This window comes from Shewanella sp. SM73 (assembly GCF_025653795.1).
Taxonomy (GTDB): domain Bacteria; phylum Pseudomonadota; class Gammaproteobacteria; order Enterobacterales; family Shewanellaceae; genus Shewanella; species Shewanella oncorhynchi.
In genome coordinates this window covers 1-18927 of the sequence record NZ_JAKKRY010000008.1, presented here as the reverse complement: position 1 = coordinate 18927, position 18927 = coordinate 1, and the positions used below count along the sequence as shown (strand labels likewise).

Below are 18927 nucleotides of genomic sequence, written 5' to 3'. Positions count from 1 at the left end.
AAGTTAAACGTTAATACTATGTAACTAGACTTGCTAGTCTAGTTGTACGAAACTAGACTGTCTAGTCTATTTTGTGCTTAACTAATGCCAATTAATTATGTCTATCTATTTGAGAGTTGATATGACGCATTCCTCTGAGACGCAATTACCTTTGAGCCGTAGTGAACAAAAACGTCAGCAAGTCCTTGTGGCTGCTATTGATTTGTTTTGTCGTCAAGGTTTCCCTCATACCAGTATGGATGAGGTTGCCAAGCTTGCGGGCGTGTCGAAACAAACCGTATATTCCCATTACGGCAGCAAAGATGAATTATTTGTTGCGGCAATTGAATCTAAGTGTGTTGGCCATAATCTTAATGATGATTTGTTAAGTGATCCCACTAAACCGGAATCGGCATTAACCCAATTTGCCTTGCAATTTGGGGAGATGATTGTCAGTCCTGAAGCTATTACTGTATTCAAAGCCTGTGTGGCGCAATCCGAAAGTCATCCTGAAGTGTCGCGATTGTTCTTTGATGCAGGCCCTAAACACATAGTGGGCTTATTGGCGGATTATTTAGTCGCTGTAGAGGCGTTAGGGCAATATCGATTTGGTAATGCTCACCATAGTGCAGTGCGTTTATGTTTAATGTTGTTTGGTGAGTTAAAACTTAAATTAGAATTGGGATTAGTGGCCGATGAGCTTTTTGACGACAGGAATCATTATATATTGGGTTGTGCTGACATGTTCTTGAGGGCGCATCGGGTAGAGTGAAGGCTTGTTTGTTTCAGAGGTATTAGTTTGTATCTTCATTTTGAAAGTGTGAACCTTTTTATTCAATAGCGCGTATTATGCACAAAAATTTATCCATTATTTTAAATGCAAGGAGCTAGCGTGGCTAATCGAAAACTCGCACCATTAAGCTTAAAACAGCGGTTGCTGAAAGGCAGTTTATTATTGTTACCGTTAATGAGCTGTGCCGCTATTGCAGCGGATAAACCTTCGCAGGAATACAAACCTTTTAGATTAAGTGTCACGCAGATCAGCACCCAAAGCGCCGAGGTGGCCAATGGCAATACTGAGCTACAAAGGGACAGCTTATTACTGAATGCTGGGATGAATGTATCGCTGGATAAGCAATGGTCGCTAGGCTTTCGTGTGGGCTATGACAGACTTGATTATGACTGGCGTAACATCACGCTTACTGGCGCAAACAATGTCGCACCGCTGTTTGGCACCGACGGACAGAATTGGGATCATATTAATCGTTACCGTGCCGGAGTGTCGTTAAATTATCGCATGGATAAACATTGGGCCTTCTTTTTAGCGCCGCAGATCCAATATGCCTACGCCGATACTGCATCGGCTAGCCAAGCTCAGAGTTACGATATTGTGGCATCGGCCATGTATGCATTTGATTCGGGAAACATGATTGGCTTTGGGGTCGCGTATCTTAATGATATCGATGAAGTTCGCACTGTGCCTTATCTTGCCATGCGTTGGCAGATAGATGAACATTGGGCACTGGCTAACCCATTCCAAGCCGGTTTTAGTGGTCCAGCAGGACTAGAGCTCAGTTATCAATTCAATCCTGATTGGAATATTGGTTTGGGGAGTTCACGTCGTACTGAGCGATTCCTTATTGAGGATGATGATATTGCTGTAGAAACGAACGAATGGGTGAGCTATCTGCGTGGTGGTTGGCGAGCAACGCCTGCTTTAACCGTAAATCTCTATGCTGGTTATTACTTTGATGGTGAGTTAGAAGTGACAAATCAAGCCGCGCTTGAAATGGATAACCAAGGCGCAGCGGCCTTGGATATCGAATTCAAATTCTAACGTTAATGTCAGTTATTTGCCCAGCATGGCCTCTTTGAGGCTTTTCTGGGCTGGCTTATCACCTAGCCAAATTTTTAACAGTGCTTGACGGAACATTTCACCTTCGATGGTGGCTTGTTCCTGACCATTTTTATAAGCTGTCACGCCACGGGCTTTATTGGCGACTAAGGTAAATTGGTCACCTTCTTTAATTTCTTCCTTAAACAGTGCCATAAAGGTATCTATTTGCGGTTGAATATCGGCGGTGTTTTCTGCCGTCGCTTGCTCAAAACCTTCAGTGATCGCATCGCGCATTTTTTCTGAGGTAATCATGCCAGAGGTAATGTTAAGGCGTATCGCTGCAATTGGTGCATCAATAACCGCAGCCGAACTATTCAATGCTGCTGGCAAATACAAACTGCCTACATATAAATCCATAAAGAACTTACTGCGAACGCCCGCACCATTGAGCTGTAATGTTTGGCTATCTAATGTCACTGTCTCGGCGACTTGCACTCCTGAGACTTCTTTGGCCATTAATGTGTGGGGTAATAGCAGCGCGCTTGCTAGGGTAAGAGTGGAGAGTAACTTCATAATACACCTCATTTTTCTATTTTAATTATTGGGTTTTAAGCAGATTTTTATGAGTATTTACAGCAAAAAGTTGACCCCAACTTCTCAAATACTCGGCACCGAAAACGGATGTTAATCTAAAGAAGAGGGGAGTGATAGGCTAATTGTGCTTACGCATCATTCAAACATGGTTAAATATGGCATACTCATCATTAAATATGAGCATGCCAACAAGATGACTCATCCCGCTAAATTATCGGCGTAAAAATGTTGGTGTAAAGCTATCGATGGGAAATCATCAGCGTTAAGCAACCTGTATAAATTATCCGCGAGTGCCTAGCTTGTACTGACCACTCTGTTCGAACATCACCGCTTGTTTCTGTTTTGGCGAGATCAAAATGGGACCGTCGTCAAAGAAAAGAAAACACTTCCAATTGCGGACGAACACATCCCAACGAGTTTCAATAATCTGATATTTTTCATAGCAAAAATACACTGGCGTCTCATCGGGCCATTGTATAAACTCAGCTAACATGGTGGGTAAACTGCTATCTTCACTATCCCAAGCGCTCTGCCAATGATCTGTTTCCACCCAAGCATCAGCCTTCGTCGCCCAGTCTCCCTTAGTAAATTGCTCCGCACGACTACTCTTGTTGCTGATCCATTGGTTCCAGATTTCCATCGCACTTTTATCTGTTAACGGCAGGATGTGCGCCTTGTCCTCGTCGGTGACAGGCAAGTCTTTGTGGTTGAAAATCCACTTACGGCGGTAAGTTTCTAAAGGTATATAGGTATGAGCCAAACAAAATCTCCTAGGATATGCAGATGAGCAATGCTGAAACGAGGCTAATTATACGGTCTAGCGAGGTAATAGTGAAATCACCGAACACGAATATGCGAGTTCGGTGATCTTGAGCCTGTTATTGTGAGACGTTCATTAGTCTTGTGAGTTCAGATAAGTAATCACGTGCCACTTGATTATCGGGATCGGCATTAATTGCATTAGAAAATGCAGTGTGAGAAGCTTCTATTTGATTGATTTCAAACATGAATAATCCAAGTTTTATCCATGTTTGTGTATCCGATGGATACTTCTCTAGGTAATCTAGGTAGACATTAACTGAGTCTTGAATCTTGCCCTGGAGTTTTAAAATATGCGCATACTGAGGCATGTACTCATCACTATAAGCCAAAATTTTGACTAGAGTTGCTGTTGCAAGCTCAAGGTTACTTAGTTTGAGTGCCAGTAAAATAATGTGCTTTAACTCCATCTCAGTGCAGATATCTTCTGGTAATACTAATAGTGCATCTAAGGCTTGTTGAGGTTGTTGCTCAAGACTGAGCTTAAATGACAATGCTAAATAATACAGTCGCTTAGCCTCAGAATCATTTTCTATCATTTGGTGTAAGTTACTGACTATGTGAGATAAGCCGTAATGATTTTGGGACTGATTAAGTCGTAATATCTTAGTGTAGATCCTCTCCATCGCAGACCCTGCACTTAGCTTTTCAACAAAAGCTTGTCTTACTTGCGTCAGATTTTGTTTAAAAAGATGCTCTAACTCTGCCAAGATTAATTGCTCATCTGAAGATAAAATGCATGGCTGATGCCAATTTTTCCAAATAATACTTCTTCCTGGTTGATTATCTTGTTTCCATTTTTTTGCTAATTCTGCAAGTGGAGTGTTGCTCATTTCAGTAAGTCGAAATTGTAACTTACAACTAGAGTTTTCAATTAAATTTAGTATGTTGATACAACTTTCTAGAAAAGCATCATAGTATTTTTTTGTCATCTTATTCATATGAGATTGAGTCCAGCTCTCTATATCTCTCGTTGATAAGAAGTGAGAAAATTCAAAATATCCATAAAGCTTACATAGCTTAGCTAGTTGGCTATATTTTTTGTTAATTTTATCTTCTATTGTGTTTATCTTTTCTAATGCATTGGTTTTTTTTATTGAGTTAGTGTTTAGGTTTATTGATAATTTTTTTGCTTTTTTTATTAGAGTTAATAATTCTAATGTATCATTAACTGTTTTTAGACACTCATTTTTAGTGCTCAATAAATCAAGCTTTAAATCTGTTAGTGATGGTAAACTTAACGCTATTTTTTTTGTCGTAAAACTATCCAATGTAATAGTTGTGGGGTCACAATAAGTGATCCCACTGATTTTTGCGGCATGACTGCAAAGATTAATCATTTCAACATTAGTATAGGTTTTGGCTTCATACTCAAGGGACTCCATTGCATACTTTAGTTGTATTAATGTTTCAGCTTGATGACCGTCATATGTCTCGACCCAGATTGTATTATGCCCTAATCTCGGGCCTAAGCTTGCTTCGATTGTTCCACTGGCATGGCTATATCCTGATTTTGAGTAACAGAAATCAACACCACTAAGCAATATTCTGGTAAATCCCATCTCTATAGCCAAACGAACGGCACTGTTGGTTACTGTAGGCCCAACTGTTGTGATATTGTCGATGTCAGCGTCATTTTTCCAGGGAAAACGCTGTCCCATATACATGCATTTCCCTGGCCACTGTGAAAGAATTTTAGGGCTTACATGATATGAATGAACAAGTAGAGTTTTGTCATTTAAATCAAACATGCCACGGCTAACATCAAAGCTAGCATCCTGCGGATCAACACACACAACAATATCTACGGAAACTCCAAAATTTGTTAACTTTCCTGCAATTCTTGATACCGCAATGATAAAAATATTTTTTTGGTTGTCTTTTATCCATTGGATGTTACTGTCTAATGACGGTCCGCCAGCAATGACAATACAAGTTTTTCCATTAAAAGTATTTCTAAGGAGTTTTACTTGCGTGTGATTATCTGCAATATTTTCAAGTTGTGTCTTAACAAATATTTTTTGTGCGAAACTGATTCTGTTGTCAAAATATTCATTCTGCAATCTTGACTCTACAAGATTAAATAGTGCGTTATAGTCTTCCATGTGTCTTGACACTACTGCAAGTGATGATGTGAGGGTATATTCTCCCTTTGCGATGAAAAGCTTAATATCTTCTTGTTTAAATAGGTCGTCTAATCCTAATTCGTCAATAATGACGAGTTTACTTTGCAACTCAGAAGGAATGTCAATCACTAATAAAGGGCATATTGAAGACAACTCGATAAAAACAAATTTACTACCCTCTGGAATACCTTCTTCTAGAATATAGTTTGCTAATAATCCAGAGTCCATCCCAACTACAATATTGAGTTTGTCTTGTTTTGAAAATGTTGCTTTAAACTTCTTGTCGTAAATGCTCTTAGAATCAATGCTCTCAAACATGTGGCGGTTAATACTAGGTAAGTAGTACTCATTGAAGCGACTTATCGCAAAGTTATTCAATATGTTAGTTTGTAATTGCATATTTTCCTCGGTTAGGTCGAATCACTTAAGAGCAGATTCATATGTCGCTTACACGATGCCATGTTTTAATTATCAGCAAATAGTGTTCCATTTTTGTGCCTGTTACTCAGCAAAAATTTGACACTGTGACTTGGCCTTATTTTTTTAAACAAAAGTGCTTGTTTATTACTCGAAAAACGAGGTTACTATAAAAAATTTATATTTTACCTATACTTGCCTATAATGATATCACTTTATGACATGGAATTTTTACAGGTTTAATTCTCATACCAACTTTTGGCGCAAAACTTGTATGTATGAAGCACTATTGAAGAGTTGACTCATAGTTGTCACAAGCAGTTAATCGAAGGTTTAAACAGTAAGTGGGGAGCTTTATGTTTGATAATAAAACAATTTTGATTACCGGTGGCACTGGGTCATTTGGACAAAAATACACTAAAACTATTCTTGAACGATATAAGCCTAAACGTTTGATCATTTTTTCCAGAGACGAACTTAAACAGTATGAAATGCAACAGGTTTTTAATGCCTCTTGTATGCGATATTTTATTGGTGATGTCCGTGATGGTGAGAGATTAATGCAGGCTTTCAAAGACGTGGATTTTGTCATCCACGCAGCAGCCCTAAAACAGGTCCCTGCTGCTGAATATAATCCAATGGAATGTATAAAAACCAATATTTATGGAGCGGAAAATGTCATTCGTGCCGCTATCAGTAATAATGTTAAAAAAGTCATTGCACTCTCAACTGACAAAGCTGCAAGCCCGATTAATTTATACGGTGCGACTAAGCTGGCCTCCGACAAACTCTTTGTGGCCGCTAATAACGTAGTCGGTGATGGTAAAACCCGTTTCTCAGCAGTACGTTATGGTAATGTGGTAGGTTCACGAGGTTCTGTAGTTCCTTTTTTTAAGCAGCTTATCACAAATGGGACTACCTCTCTCCCGATTACTCATCCGGATATGACGCGTTTTTGGATTACATTACAAGATGGCGTTGATTTTGTTTTGAAAAATTTTGCACGAATGCAAGGCGGTGAAATTTTTGTTCCGAAAATACCATCGGTTAGAATCACTGATCTGGCCAAAGCTTATGGTCCACATTTGGAACAACAAATTGTCGGTATTCGTCCGGGTGAGAAAATGCATGAGGTAATGTGCCCTGGTGATGACTCACACCATACCATTGAGTTTGCTGATCACTTTGTGATAACTCCTAGTATCAAGTTTTTTAGCCGTGAAAACGACTATACGAAAAATTTATTGGATGAAAAAGGGCAAGCGGTGTCACAAGGATTTGAATACCACTCGGGTAACAACCCACATTTTTTAAGTATTGATGAAATACTAAAGCTGGATGCAATATCATGATCCTTTATGGAAAACAGGATATAAATCAAAATGATATTGATGCAGTTGTTAATGTGCTGCAGTCTGAATACCTTACTCAGGGACCAAAAGTTGCTGAATTTGAGCAGGCAATCTCTGAATCTGTCGGTGCTAATTATAGTGTTGCAGTCAACAGCGCGACTTCGGCATTACACATCGCTTGTTTAGCCTTAGGTGTTGTGAGCAACGATTTGGTATGGACGACGCCTATTACCTTTGTTGCCTCGGCAAACTGTGCCCTTTATTGCGGTGCAGAGATTGATTTCGTCGATGTTGAACCTACAACGGGAAATATGTCGTCTTCGGCCTTAGCTGCCAAGTTGCTCTTAGCTAATGCAAATGGTCGGCTACCAAAAGTGATCATCGCTGTGCATATGGCGGGACATTCTTGCAATATGCAAGCTATTGCGCAGTTGGTTAAACAGTATGGTATTAAAGTGATTGAGGATGCCTCCCATGGCATTGGAGGATCCTACCAATCAAAAAAAATTGGAGCTTGCCAATATAGCGATATTACAATTTTTAGTTTTCATCCGGTAAAAATAATTACCACGGCTGAAGGTGGAGTTGCTACAACAAACAGTAAACCTATTGCTGACGCAATGGCAATGTATCGAAGCCATGGCATCACTAAAGATCCTGCCTTAATGGAAAGGCCGCAAGAGGGCGACTGGTATTATGAACAGCACCATTTAGGTTTTAATTACCGGATGACGGATCTGCAAGCTGCACTCGGTGTGTCTCAATTAACTCGGATAGACGAGTTTGTGGAAAAACGTAATACATTAGCTGCAATATACCGTAGCCAACTTACGGACTTGCCTATCAACGTTGTTGAACCAATAGAACAATCCTACAGTGCAAGGCATTTGTTTATCATTAGGTTATTACAACCTGATAAACGTAAAGCGATTTTTGACGCAATGCGGGCTCAAGGCATTCAAGTGCATGTGCATTATTTTCCTGTTCATCTTCAACCTTACTATCAGAAACTCGGGTTTAGTGTAGGACAATTTCCTGAGGCTGAGCGTTTCTATCGGTCGATACTGACGTTGCCTTTATATCCTGATCTTACTGCTGAGCAGATTGGTTATATCTGTGACAACTTAAGGGAATTGTTGATATGAGAGTGGCGATTATTCCCGCACGAGGAGGAAGCAAGCGTATTGCGCATAAGAATATTCGTCATTTTAATGGTAAACCGATGATTTCGTATCCAATTACTGCCGCTATACGTAGTGGGAGCTTTGATAAAATAATTGTATCGACTGATTCTATGGAAATTGCCACGATTGCTAGATCTTTTGGTGCAGAAACCCCTTTTATGCGCCCGAGTGAGTTAGCAGATGATTTTGTCGGTACCACTCCAGTCGTGCGTCATGCCCTTAATGAATTAGCTTCTTTAGGCGACGTTGTTGACATTTGTTGCTGTATATATGCAACGACCCCTTTGCTTCAATATTCATTTTTACGAGAGGCTGGTGAGTTACTTGAATCGGCACCCAATCTTGATTATGTATTTTCGGCTTGCCGTTTTTCATTCCCCATCCAACGGGCTTTGATATTAGATGCCGATGGCAGCATATTACCTTTTGATAACAAGAGTATTGGTCAACGATCGCAAGATTTAGTTGAGACATATCATGATGCTGGTCAGTTCTACTGGGGGAGAGCTAGTGCTTTTTTGAATGAGGAAACTCGAGTATTTGGTGCTCGGTCACGAATGAAACTCTTGCCCAGTTATATGGTTGCGGATATTGATACCTTAGCGGATTGGGAACGCGCTGAGGTGTTATATGATGTATTGAAAAAGCAAGGTAAGCTATGAAATTGGCCATTCGAGTTGATGCCTCAATTAGAATCGGTACTGGACATGTTGCCCGTTGTTTAGCGTTCGCGAGCGCGTTAAAGAAAACCTTCCTCAATCTGGATATTACATTTCTTTGTCGAAATGCACTTGGCAATATGAATGCCCACATACGTGCGCAAGGATACCGTGTTTGTGAGTTAGATATAAATGAGGTTGATTTGGCATTTACTGGCAAAGAGTTGCAGGTAAATTGCCAGCAGAATGAGGCTGATATCTGTCTTAAACAACTTGGAAGTAATAAATATCATCTACTCATTGTCGATCACTATGGGCTAAGTGAGCACTTTTGCTGCAAGATGCGACTTAAATGCGAGCAAATCATGGTGATTGATGACTTGGCAAATCGTAAACACGATTGTGATTTACTGCTTGATCAAAATTTATTGCCTGAATTCAGTAATCGATATCGGGATTTAGTCAACAAAGAGACTTTGTTATTGCTAGGCCCTAAATATGCCTTATTAAGGGATGAGTTTTATTTGGAATACCATCCTATGTTGTTCGAAAAAGTACCAAATATTTTGGTTTTTTTTGGTGGAAGTGACTCCGCAAATGTCACTCGAACTGCATTGTTGGGGCTGACTCGGGTTTTAAAACCAGCATTCAAAGCTCAAGATTTTAATATTGATGTTGTTCTGGGGGCCTCGAATCCCTGGAAAGAAAGTCTATTTGCGGAATTTGCTGATTGTCAGTACCTAAGCTGGCATGTGCAATGCGATTATATTGCAAAGTTAATGACAAATGCGACTTTATCACTCGGCGCAGGGGGAAGTAGCCATTGGGAGCGTTGTATCACTGGTGTACCTTCAGTTGTAATCACGGTTGCCGATAACCAGATTGCAACAACCCAATACCTTGCTTCATTAGGAGCTTGTCAATTTCTTGGAGACGTTAAGAATGTCACTTCAGAAGAGATTGCTCTAGCGGTTAACAGGCTGTTAGGGTCATTAGAATTACGTCAACAATTATCGGATAACGCGCGACAGATCATCAATCTTGATGATGGTTTGCCCAGAGTTTTAGATGCTTTAAAAACATATTTGGCTACAACAGGTATGGGAGAAAGTTAAATCATGCAGGTAATCAAAGTTGACCATTGTCACATCGGTCCTGGCCAGCCAGTGTTTGTCATTGCAGAATTATCAGGAAACCATGGACAATCGCTTGAAAAGGCCAAAGAGATGATATTGGCCGCCGCTGAAGCTGGGGCGAGCGCTATTAAGCTACAAACATATACTCCTGATACTATTACCTTAAATGTTAGCCATGGTGAATTTTTTATTCAGGACCAAGACAACTTATGGAAAGGGAGAAGCCTTTACGATCTCTATAGTGAGGCTATGACACCTTGGGAATGGCATCAGCCATTATTTGATTATGCTAAGTCGTTAGGTTTAGTTGCGTTTAGTACGCCATTTGATTTAACGGCAGTGGAATACTTGGAAAAACTTAACGTACCTTGTTACAAAATAGCTTCATTTGAAAATAATGATCATGCTTTACTGGCGGCTGTCGCCAAGACGGGTAAACCTGTGATTATGTCTACGGGAATGGCTGAAATTCATGAGCTTGCTGAAGCTGTTACGGTATTAAAGCAACATGGATGTCGCGACTTGATTTTATTAAAGTGCACTAGCCATTATCCTGCTGAGCCTGTTGATGCCAATCTATCAACTATTCCTCATTTAGCACAACTATTTGATTGTCAAGTGGGTTTATCTGACCACACGCAAGGGATTGGCGTTTCAATTGCTTCTGTGATTCTTGGCGGTACCGTAATTGAAAAACATTTCGTTATCGATAGAAATGAAGGCGGTGTTGATAGTGAGTTTTCCCTTGAGCCGAGAGAGTTTAAGTCGCTCGTTATGGAAACCGAAAGAGCCCGTGTAGCCCTAGGACGAGTGCATTATGGATGTACAACAAAGGAGATTGCATCAAGAAAATATCGGCGCTCTCTTTATGTTAGTCGGGATATGAGCGCTGGCGATATTTTGACGGTTGATAATCTTCGTTCAGTTCGCCCTGGTTTAGGCATTGCTCCAAAATATTTACATCAGTTACTCGGTAAAGCCGTCAAACAGGATATTGCAGCAGGTACGGCGATGTGTTGGGAGTTTGTATAACACTATTGTGTGGCAAGCTCTAAAACTCATACAGCATAGAGTTGAGAATTAAATTGAATAATTATGGTGTAGAACTTCGCGCTGTCGAAATGTGTGATTTACCGCTACTTAGACGTTGGCGTAATCGAGATGATATTCGTTTACAGATGATGCAAACGGACTATATATCGCCGAATCAACAACGCAACTGGTTTGAAAGTATTCAATATCGGAATGACCAACAGCATTGGGTTTTATGGTGTAAAGGACAACGAGCAGGCTATGTCAATTTAAAGGGGAATATTTCTGGTGAATTATTTGGGCAAGATATTGCTGACGCAGGAATTTATTTAGGTCCGTCACCAGTACGTCACCCAATGCTTGCGGTAGCAGCTGCATTGTCACAATTAGATTTTGGGTTTGAAACTTTACAAATCAAGGCGATAAGAACATTAGTGAAAACCGATAACCACTCTGCTTTAAGGCTCAATCAGCAGTTAGGCTATCAAGTATTGTTGAATAAACAAGATTTTATCGCATTAGAATTACTTCCAAGTGATTATTTTATTGCACGTGAAAAATTGCGGAGATTTTTTAGATGACCAGATTAGAAGTACTCTTTTCAAACGCATTAGGGCTCGATATTGAAAAGATCCATGATGAATTAGCCTACAACTCTGTACCCGAATGGGATAGCGTGGCACACATGGGATTAATTGCTCAGCTAGAGGATGCTTATGACGTACTTTTAGATACTGATGACATTATCGATATGAGTAGTGTTGGTAAAGCGAGGGTGATACTCGCTAAATATGGCGTTAATTCATAATGTCACTATTACGAGGTAAAAAAGCATTAGTAACTGGTGCCAATCGTGGTATCGGCCTAGCTATTGCCCATAAATTTGCTCAGCAAGGTGCTGAATTATGGATAAATGGCCTCGATTCAAACAAAATTGAGCAGGTAAGAGCTGAAATTGTTTCTAAGTATGGTACAGACTGCCACGCGTTATGCTTTGATGTATCGGATCCACTTGCCGTAAAAGCAGGATTTCAGCATTTATTTAAGCAAACCAAAACATTAGATGCACTTGTTAATAATGCTGGCATTATGGATGATGCTTTGCTCGGTATGGTGACTCATCAGCAGCTTGAACGAAGTTTTTCAACTAACACTTATAGTGTGATTTATTGTACTCAGTATGCTGCCAGATTAATGGAGCGAGCAGGTTCAGGATCAGTTATCAATATTGCCTCTATCATGGGAAGAGTTGGAAATGCGGGACAATCTGTTTATGCAGGAAGCAAAGCTGCGGTGATAGGTATTACTCAATCTTTAGCTAAAGAGTTAGCGAGTAAACAAATCCGAGTTAATGCCATTGCGCCGGGGTTTATTGAAACTGATCTCGTTAAGATATTAAACGAAAATACCTATGAAAGCCGTTTGCAAAGTATAGCCATGGGAAGAGCTGGTTTAGCTAGTGAAGTTGCTGATGTCGCCGCATTTTTGGCCTCTAATATGGCAAGTTATGTCACGGGTCAGGTGATAGGTGTTGATGGGGGGATGCTGATTTGAATATCTGCCTTCAAGGGTGTGGCGTCACTAAAATGTTGTCACATATAAAAGCTGATAATCCAAACTTAGCGTGGTGGGAACCTCAGCTCGGTTGGCTGACATATGGCGATATTCATCAGAAAGCGCTTCAGCTTCAGCAGACTTATCCAAGCTCAAAATGTTTAATTTACTTACCTTTTTTTAATCGTCTTTCACACGTTCTTCATTACATTGTCGCTTTAAGACTGGGACATACCCTCATGCTTGCTGACCCATTGATGAGTCACGAGCAGCGGCAATTGACCATTGATAATTATGGTGTTGATGCATGGATTGATGAGTCAGGTATGTGGCATGAGTTGACAAAAAGTAAAACAACTCACGCTAAGTTGCATCCTTCTCTTGCTTTACTATTGCCAACCTCCGGAAGTACCGGTGCATTTAAATGGGTACGCTTATCTCAAGAAAATCTCCAAAGTAACGCGCTAGCAATTGCTGAGTATTTACAGATAAATCAAGATGAGCGGGCAATTACAAGTTTGCCATTCTTTTACTCCTATGGTCTTTCTGTTCTCAATAGTCATCTTGCCGTTGGTGCCGCTTTAGTTCAAAGCGAATATAGTACAATGGATCGCCAGTTTTGGTCCTTGCTTAGTAACTTGGAGGTAACTAGTTTTGCGGGGGTCCCTTTTACCTATCAAACATTAAATAAATTGAAGTTTGACTGGTCGAGCTACCCATATCTTCGCACTATGACGCAAGCAGGCGGTCGGCTTGATTCCGAATTAGCGCGGCACTTTGCTGCCGAAGCTTTGAAACGACATAAACGATTTTTTATTATGTACGGTCAAACCGAGGCAGCTCCAAGAATGGCTTGGATAGCTGAAAATGAAATCGTTGAGCATCCCAATTCTATCGGTCGTCCCATTCCTGGCGGTGAATTTAATTTAAAACCAATTGACGGATTAGCGGAAGGGCAAGGTGAGCTTATCTACCGTGGACCAAACGTGATGATGGGTTATGCTGAAAGTGAGTTCGATCTTGCCAAGGGTGCTGAATATAAAGAGTTAGCTACTGGAGATGTTGCTTATTGTGATACAGAGGGGCGCTATTACCTTTGTGGGCGTTTAAAACGTTTTATCAAACTTTTCGGTAAACGTACTAACCTTGTAGATATTGAAACATTTCTCGAAAATAAATCTATTATTACTGCTTGCCTTAATAAAGATGATGAGTTGCTGATCGCATATGAGCCAACGGATCAAGATATAGATGCTGCGAAAAAACAACTTTCACTCTGGTTACGTATTCCTATTAACGTGATTAAGTTCATCCTTGTTCCTGTTTTGCCTCGGACTTCAAATCTTAAGATTGACTATAATACGCTGCCGCAATTATTGGAGTCATCATCATGAATTGGCTTTGGGAACACTCCATATTCGCTTTGCCACAGGTTGAGAAGGAAGCGCTGTTATTAGCTGAATTGAATAAGCTGACCTCTCATCACGAGGTCAACTGTCCTAGCTTTGCTAATATATTAAGAGCATTTCACTGGGGACATAGTGAGGATTATGCCCAGCTACCTTATCTTGCTTGCCGACTTTTTAAGTTGATGAAGTTACAAAGTATTCCCGATGCTCAAATATTCAAAATGATCAGTTCATCAGGGACTACGGGGGCTGCATCTCAAATAGTGCTTGATAGAGAAACTGCTTCGTTACAGACAAAAGTATTGGTTAAGATCCTTCAAGAGTTTATCGGAAAACAGCGACTGCCAATGCTGTTGATTGAAAAAACATCACTCGTACAAAATAGAAATGATTTTTCGGCCAGAGGAGCTGGCGCTGTTGGCCTATCATTTCTCGGTCGAGATCATACCTATGCTCTAGATAGCAATATGCAACCAGATTGGAAAACCATAGATGCTTTTTGTGAACGGTATTCAAATCAACCCATCATTTTATTTGGTTTTACCTTTATGGTATGGGAACACTTTTTAGAACAAATAAAAAAAAGAGGACACAAATTATCTTTTGAACAAGGAATATTATTTCACAGTGGCGGATGGAAAAAGTTGCAACATAAGGCAGTTGATAATGCGACATTTAAAATGCAATGTAGCGAATGGTTAGGTATTGCTAAAGTCCATAATTTTTATGGGATGGCTGAGCAAATAGGTTCAATTTTTGTTGAGTGTGAATCGGGCCATTTACATGCTCCACTTTATTCAGATGTGATAATCAGAGAGCCTACGACCTTAGCCCCTTTACCCATAGGCAAAGAGGGGCTAATACAAGTGCTTTCGGCAATCCCTAAAAGTTACCCAGGACATTCACTATTAACAGAAGATATTGGGCGAATAATTGGGATTGATAATTGTTGCTGTGGTCGTAAGGGACAGTATTTTGAAGTGATTGGACGTCAAAAAGGCGCAGAGGTCAGGGGATGCAGCGATACATTTCAATAAACCAAGCTTTAGATGCTCCTGAAGTCGAACATTTACTTAGAGGACAAACCGGGACTCGATTTAATCCTGTCCCTTTAGCCTGTTTTGCGCCTGTTATTAGAGAGTTTTTAGCGGATTTATCACAACGTCTTCAACAGCAATATCGGATGGTACCAGAGCTAGCGGCTTTTGGTTTTTGGTTACGTCCACGGCAAGTTGAACAACAGGTCCTTCGCTTATCAGGTCGTGCGCCACTTGGAATGGTTTTTCATTTGGTACCATCTAACGTCCCGACAATAGCATTTTATTCTTGGATAATGGCCTTGTTAATGGGAAATTCGAGCATTATCCGATTATCGTCACGTAAACACCCCACTCAAGAGATAATGTTGGAACTACTCTCTGCAATGTTACTAGAGTCGCGTTGGAGCCCAATAGCAGAGCGAACCCGTTTTATCCGCTACCAGCATAATGATGAAATAACCAAATGGTTTAGCGAAGAATGTCATCTGAGAGTGATATGGGGAGGAGACAAAACAATCCGTGCGATTAGACAGCTTGGATTATCAGCTACTGCTCAAGAATTGGTATTTCCTGACCGTCGTTCGATGGCGATTATCGATAGTCAATGGGTATCAACATTGGATACTGATACATGGGCAAGTTTAGTGAGTGAATTTAAACAAGACTGTACGTTATTCGATCAAAAAGCTTGCTCGTCGCCCACTATGTTAGTTTGGATTGGACAACCTGATATTGCAGTAAAGCAAAGGCTATTAGAAGAGACATTTTATACTTTTGGGCTTAATTCTAGTTTGGTAATGGAACGTTTAGTTCAAAGCCAAATGAATGCTGCAATTGTTCAATCTCAAGAGTTAACGTGCTACAAAGGTGTTAGCGTATTTTCTCATCAAAAACCGACCATTTTAGATTATACAGGTCCAGGTCTATTAACTGAGAGTGTTATGCCAAATTGGCAGGCGATTAGAAATACTTATTGGGATATTCAGACTTGTGTCTATTTAGGTGAGTCACTTGCACAATGTCGCGACGAGTTAAATTATATTGTTGGACGTGTTGATCGTGTTGTTAAACCTGGCCAAGCACTTGCATTTGATTGGTATTGGGATGGGATCGATATTTTACATTCTTGCAGTAGGAAAAAATGTAACTGGGGGAGTCATGGCTAATTATTCAGGAGTTTGTATTTTATTTGGTGCTGGCGGTGGTGGCGAAAATGCGCTTTCATTATTAAAGCTTGAAGGGTGTAATATTAGCGCCATTGTCGACAATGATCTAAAAAAGCACAATACCTTTTTAGATGAAATTCCTATCTATGCTCCCGCAAAATTGAACTGCGATTTGATTTTTGACAAAATTCTTATAGCAAGTGGATACTCTAAGTCAATCTTAGCGCAATTAGCGCAATATAATATAAGCCAAGAACGTATTATTGTATTGCCTCAGTATTACTTAAAGTCTAATCGATTTTCTGATCAAGTTCTATACTCTTTAGCTTGGGATTTTATTGTTAGCTTTTCAAAAATAATGAGTAATTTAAATATTCGATATTGGTTGGATTATGGGACGTTACTTGGTGTAGTAAGAGATAATGATTTAATCCCATGGGATTCCGATCTTGACTTTTGCATTTTAGACGATAATAAAAGTTATTTTATTAATAGTTTTTCTTTTATATCTGAACATATATCTTCAACTATTGGATGTGATGTTAAAATTGAGCTGATAAAAGGTGTTGAATGTGAGCATTCAAGAGTTTTTATATCTTGTAATCGTGATAATGTAATTCTCGATATTGATGTATTTATCAAATTTAACTTCTCTGATTTTGTGTGTTTGGAAGTCATGGATAGAGTTGAGCGTTATGATGCTGAACATTATGTTACAGTTGACTTTTTGAATGTAAAAGGAATTTATTTACCAGTACCCAATAAGTATGATCAGTATTTGACAAGAGTTTACGGTAGTTGGTGTGTTGCCAACAAAGAGTGGACTTTATATTCATAAATGTAGGAGAAAATTATGGCTAGGATTTATGGCGACGATAAATTAAAACTATCCTACGATAATGTCGTAAAGTTCTTTGAGGATAGGGCGAAAAAATCAGCAGTGGTTGGAGATTTAAGTGCTGTTATTTATCAGGATAAAAATCCTGAATTAGCAATAAATCGAGATATCATTGAAAAAAAATTGTTGCTCCCAAAACTTGGAATTGATCAAAGCAGTATCGTTTTTGATGCTGGTTGTGGTACAGGGCGCTGGGCACAAGAAATTATTCCCTATTGTGGGCAATACTATGGTGCTGATATTTCTAACGGATTTATTGAGATTGCCAGTAAAAAATTTAAAAGTTATAAAAATGCGCATTTTTTTGTTTCACCTCTTTGGGAAAGAAAAATATTAAGTAAAAGTTTTAAAGGAATATGCACTCATGCTTTATCATTTGGTGTAATGATCTACATGAATGACGAAGAATTAAAAATTTATTTAGATATTTTGCTTCATCTTATGTCCGAGAAGGCTTTAATTGCTTTTAGGGAACCAATTGGTGTTGAACAAAGATTATCCATTATCGAACATTTTTCAGATGATATGGAGCAAGAGTATAATGCGATTTATAGAACTGAATTAGAATTGTTAGAAATGATTGATAGTGTTTTTAATCATTCAGGATTTAGCTTAAAAGAAAGTGGTGATGTGCATAGTGCTGCTTTATCTAACCGAAGTGATACTAAGCAAAAATACTATATTTACCAAAGATAGGTTTAATAAATGAAGACAGCATATTGTTTTGATTTAGATAGCACATTAACTACTTTAGAGATTTTACCATGTATTGCTTCAGAATTAAATATTTCTGAGGAAATGGCATTATTGACAAAGCTAACTATGGACGGTGTGATAGATTTTATCTCATCTTTTAAATTGAGAGTATTACTGTTATCAACAGTTTCAATTGAGAGAATTAACTCAATTATAGATGAAGTGCCATTAGACTTGAAATTATTAAACTTTATAAAAGAAAATCGTGAGCAATGTTTTATTGTAACTGGCAATATTGACCTATGGATTAAGCCTTTACTAGATAAGTTTGAGTGTAATTATTATTCATCATCTGCTCAATATAGTGATGGTTATATCAAACTTGATAAAGTCTTAGTTAAATCGGAAGCGATAAAAAATATCAGATCAATGGGATTTGACAGGGTTATTGCTGTTGGTGACGGAATGAATGATGTTCCGATGTTTCTCGAGTCAGATATAAAAATTGCATTTGGGGCTATTCATCACCCTCCTAAATCACTCGTAAATTTAGCGAATTATATTGTTCATAGTGGGGATTCTTTATGCAACTTATTGAAAATGTTGTGATTGCAGCTGCAGGTATGGGAGCAAGGATTGGTCTTGGCATTCCGAAATGTATGATTGATATTGAAGGGACAAACTTATTATCAAGGTTAATTAATTTGCTGGATGGATATTGCAAAAATATAGTTGTAGTTGTTGGCTATCGTGAAGAAATGGTTGTTGAGTATTGTTCTGTCCCCCTGTGTCAGGATAGTTGTCACCCCTAAATAATCATTATTTTTAAAGACAGGGCGCGGCAAATGAGAACGATATGGCTCGGTATTCACCAGAACGTAAAGAGGCGATCCTTAAAAAATTATTACCGCCTCACAATTTAACGGTCGCAGAGGTCGCTCGGGAAGAAGGCATCGCGGTGCAAACCTTGTATCATTGGCGAGATAAAGCCAGAAAAGAAGGTCGTCCCGTGCCAGGTAAAACTCTTAC

21 protein-coding genes are annotated in these 18927 nt (G+C 39.3%); 18 read left to right on the top strand and 3 right to left on the bottom strand.

The features are described 5' to 3' along the window. Positions 1 to 121: 121 nt before the first annotated feature. Together L5M51_RS12580 and L5M51_RS12575 are read left to right on the top strand one after the other, a co-directional pair. Positions 122 to 751 (top strand): TetR/AcrR family transcriptional regulator, encoded by a 630-nt coding sequence (locus L5M51_RS12580; protein WP_105251906.1) that lies wholly within the window; start codon positions 122 to 124, stop codon positions 749 to 751. Between the two features lie 120 nt (positions 752 to 871). Then, a complete protein-coding gene (locus tag L5M51_RS12575; RefSeq protein WP_263173066.1) occupies positions 872 to 1816 on the top strand; it encodes an autotransporter outer membrane beta-barrel domain-containing protein in 945 nt (314 codons plus the stop codon). A gap of 12 nt (positions 1817 to 1828) precedes the next feature. Here the strand turns inward: L5M51_RS12575 and L5M51_RS12570 are convergent, their stop codons facing one another. The 3 genes from L5M51_RS12570 to L5M51_RS12560 all read right to left on the bottom strand — a co-directional run bounded on the left by L5M51_RS12570 (position 1829) and on the right by L5M51_RS12560 (position 5754). Then, entirely contained in the window at positions 1829 to 2389 is a 561-nt protein-coding gene (locus L5M51_RS12570) for a chalcone isomerase family protein (RefSeq protein ID WP_263173064.1), read from the bottom strand. A 301-nt stretch (positions 2390 to 2690) separates the two neighbouring features. Continuing rightward, positions 2691 to 3170 carry a DUF2947 domain-containing protein gene (locus L5M51_RS12565; RefSeq protein ID WP_198572644.1) on the bottom strand — a complete coding sequence of 160 codons (480 nt, stop codon included), beginning with the start codon at positions 3168 to 3170 and terminating at the stop codon, positions 2691 to 2693. A gap of 118 nt (positions 3171 to 3288) precedes the next feature. Further along, on the bottom strand, positions 3289 to 5754 hold the full coding sequence (locus L5M51_RS12560) for a 6-hydroxymethylpterin diphosphokinase MptE-like protein (RefSeq protein WP_263173061.1): 2466 nt from the start codon (positions 5752 to 5754) through the stop codon (positions 3289 to 3291). A gap of 374 nt (positions 5755 to 6128) precedes the next feature. Here L5M51_RS12560 and pseB point away from each other — a divergent pair, with 374 nt between their 5' ends. The 16 genes from pseB to L5M51_RS12480 all read left to right on the top strand — a co-directional run. After that, on the top strand, positions 6129 to 7124 hold the full coding sequence (gene pseB, locus L5M51_RS12555) for a UDP-N-acetylglucosamine 4,6-dehydratase (inverting) (RefSeq protein ID WP_220590761.1): 996 nt from the start codon (positions 6129 to 6131) through the stop codon (positions 7122 to 7124). Beyond that, positions 7121 to 8269: a UDP-4-amino-4,6-dideoxy-N-acetyl-beta-L-altrosamine transaminase gene (gene pseC / locus L5M51_RS12550; RefSeq protein ID WP_220590760.1), complete on the top strand. Its 1149-nt coding sequence runs from the start codon at positions 7121 to 7123 to the stop codon at positions 8267 to 8269. Before pseB ends, pseC begins: the two co-directional genes overlap by 4 nt. Continuing rightward, positions 8266 to 8970, top strand: a complete 705-nt coding sequence (gene pseF, locus L5M51_RS12545; RefSeq protein ID WP_220590759.1) for a pseudaminic acid cytidylyltransferase — start codon at positions 8266 to 8268, stop codon at positions 8968 to 8970. The genes pseC and pseF overlap by 4 nt, the downstream gene beginning before the upstream one ends. After that, a complete protein-coding gene (gene pseG, locus L5M51_RS12540) occupies positions 8967 to 10082 on the top strand; it encodes a UDP-2,4-diacetamido-2,4,6-trideoxy-beta-L-altropyranose hydrolase (protein ID WP_028761230.1) in 1116 nt (371 codons plus the stop codon). The genes pseF and pseG overlap by 4 nt, the downstream gene beginning before the upstream one ends. A 3-nt stretch (positions 10083 to 10085) precedes the next feature. Further along, on the top strand, positions 10086 to 11135 hold the full coding sequence (gene pseI, locus L5M51_RS12535) for a pseudaminic acid synthase (RefSeq protein ID WP_028761229.1): 1050 nt from the start codon (positions 10086 to 10088) through the stop codon (positions 11133 to 11135). Positions 11136 to 11188: 53 nt separating this feature from the next. Beyond that, positions 11189 to 11716: a GNAT family N-acetyltransferase gene (locus L5M51_RS12530; protein ID WP_231466254.1), complete on the top strand. Its 528-nt coding sequence runs from the start codon at positions 11189 to 11191 to the stop codon at positions 11714 to 11716. After that, positions 11713 to 11943 carry an acyl carrier protein gene (locus L5M51_RS12525; RefSeq protein WP_011788733.1) on the top strand — a complete coding sequence of 77 codons (231 nt, stop codon included), beginning with the start codon at positions 11713 to 11715 and terminating at the stop codon, positions 11941 to 11943. Before L5M51_RS12530 ends, L5M51_RS12525 begins: the two co-directional genes overlap by 4 nt. Then, positions 11943 to 12689 (top strand): SDR family NAD(P)-dependent oxidoreductase, encoded by a 747-nt coding sequence (locus L5M51_RS12520; RefSeq protein ID WP_028761227.1) that lies wholly within the window; start codon positions 11943 to 11945, stop codon positions 12687 to 12689. The genes L5M51_RS12525 and L5M51_RS12520 overlap by 1 nt, the downstream gene beginning before the upstream one ends. 32 nt (positions 12690 to 12721) lie before the next feature. Then, positions 12722 to 14083, top strand: coding sequence for an AMP-binding protein (locus L5M51_RS12515; protein ID WP_220590757.1), 1362 nt, complete (start codon positions 12722 to 12724; stop codon positions 14081 to 14083). Beyond that, positions 14080 to 15135 carry an acyl-protein synthetase gene (locus tag L5M51_RS12510; protein ID WP_220590756.1) on the top strand — a complete coding sequence of 352 codons (1056 nt, stop codon included), beginning with the start codon at positions 14080 to 14082 and terminating at the stop codon, positions 15133 to 15135. Before L5M51_RS12515 ends, L5M51_RS12510 begins: the two co-directional genes overlap by 4 nt. Then, on the top strand, positions 15114 to 16304 hold the full coding sequence (locus L5M51_RS12505; protein WP_220590755.1) for an acyl-CoA reductase: 1191 nt from the start codon (positions 15114 to 15116) through the stop codon (positions 16302 to 16304). Before L5M51_RS12510 ends, L5M51_RS12505 begins: the two co-directional genes overlap by 22 nt. Continuing rightward, the gene (locus L5M51_RS12500) at positions 16297 to 17142 is read left to right on the top strand and encodes a LicD family protein (RefSeq protein WP_220590754.1); all 846 of its coding nucleotides are present in this window, start codon (positions 16297 to 16299) and stop codon (positions 17140 to 17142) included. Before L5M51_RS12505 ends, L5M51_RS12500 begins: the two co-directional genes overlap by 8 nt. Before the next feature lie 15 nt (positions 17143 to 17157). Next, positions 17158 to 17898, top strand: coding sequence for a class I SAM-dependent methyltransferase (locus L5M51_RS12495; RefSeq protein WP_263173045.1), 741 nt, complete (start codon positions 17158 to 17160; stop codon positions 17896 to 17898). A gap of 9 nt (positions 17899 to 17907) precedes the next feature. After that, complete coding sequence (locus L5M51_RS12490) at positions 17908 to 18507, top strand: HAD-IB family phosphatase (protein WP_028761221.1); 600 nt, start codon at positions 17908 to 17910, stop codon at positions 18505 to 18507. Continuing rightward, entirely contained in the window at positions 18483 to 18710 is a 228-nt protein-coding gene (locus tag L5M51_RS12485) for an NTP transferase domain-containing protein (RefSeq protein WP_263173040.1), read from the top strand. Before L5M51_RS12490 ends, L5M51_RS12485 begins: the two co-directional genes overlap by 25 nt. Before the next feature lie 44 nt (positions 18711 to 18754). Continuing rightward, the coding region (locus L5M51_RS12480; protein ID WP_263171552.1) for a transposase at positions 18755 to 18927 on the top strand (173 nt) is incomplete at its 3' end.

Excerpts from the sequence above, each read along its gene's own strand:
- pseI (WP_028761229.1), top strand. The coding sequence starts at position 10,086 with ATGCAGGTAATCAAAGTTGACCATTGTCACATCGGTCCTGGCCAGCCA.
- L5M51_RS12520 (WP_028761227.1), top strand. The coding sequence starts at position 11,943 with ATGTCACTATTACGAGGTAAAAAAGCATTAGTAACTGGTGCCAATCGT.
- L5M51_RS12495 (WP_263173045.1), top strand. The coding sequence starts at position 17,158 with ATGGCTAGGATTTATGGCGACGATAAATTAAAACTATCCTACGATAAT.
- L5M51_RS12570 (WP_263173064.1), bottom strand. The coding sequence starts at position 2,389 with ATGAAGTTACTCTCCACTCTTACCCTAGCAAGCGCGCTGCTATTACCC.
- L5M51_RS12505 (WP_220590755.1), top strand. The coding sequence starts at position 15,114 with ATGCAGCGATACATTTCAATAAACCAAGCTTTAGATGCTCCTGAAGTC.
- L5M51_RS12525 (WP_011788733.1), top strand. The coding sequence starts at position 11,713 with ATGACCAGATTAGAAGTACTCTTTTCAAACGCATTAGGGCTCGATATT.
- pseB (WP_220590761.1), top strand. The coding sequence starts at position 6,129 with ATGTTTGATAATAAAACAATTTTGATTACCGGTGGCACTGGGTCATTT.
- L5M51_RS12490 (WP_028761221.1), top strand. The coding sequence starts at position 17,908 with ATGAAGACAGCATATTGTTTTGATTTAGATAGCACATTAACTACTTTA.
- L5M51_RS12560 (WP_263173061.1), bottom strand. The coding sequence starts at position 5,754 with ATGCAATTACAAACTAACATATTGAATAACTTTGCGATAAGTCGCTTC.
- L5M51_RS12580 (WP_105251906.1), top strand. The coding sequence starts at position 122 with ATGACGCATTCCTCTGAGACGCAATTACCTTTGAGCCGTAGTGAACAA.
- L5M51_RS12500 (WP_220590754.1), top strand. The coding sequence starts at position 16,297 with ATGGCTAATTATTCAGGAGTTTGTATTTTATTTGGTGCTGGCGGTGGT.
- L5M51_RS12485 (WP_263173040.1), top strand. The coding sequence starts at position 18,483 with ATGCAACTTATTGAAAATGTTGTGATTGCAGCTGCAGGTATGGGAGCA.
- pseF (WP_220590759.1), top strand. The coding sequence starts at position 8,266 with ATGAGAGTGGCGATTATTCCCGCACGAGGAGGAAGCAAGCGTATTGCG.
- L5M51_RS12510 (WP_220590756.1), top strand. The coding sequence starts at position 14,080 with ATGAATTGGCTTTGGGAACACTCCATATTCGCTTTGCCACAGGTTGAG.
- L5M51_RS12515 (WP_220590757.1), top strand. The coding sequence starts at position 12,722 with ATGTTGTCACATATAAAAGCTGATAATCCAAACTTAGCGTGGTGGGAA.
- pseC (WP_220590760.1), top strand. The coding sequence starts at position 7,121 with ATGATCCTTTATGGAAAACAGGATATAAATCAAAATGATATTGATGCA.
- pseG (WP_028761230.1), top strand. The coding sequence starts at position 8,967 with ATGAAATTGGCCATTCGAGTTGATGCCTCAATTAGAATCGGTACTGGA.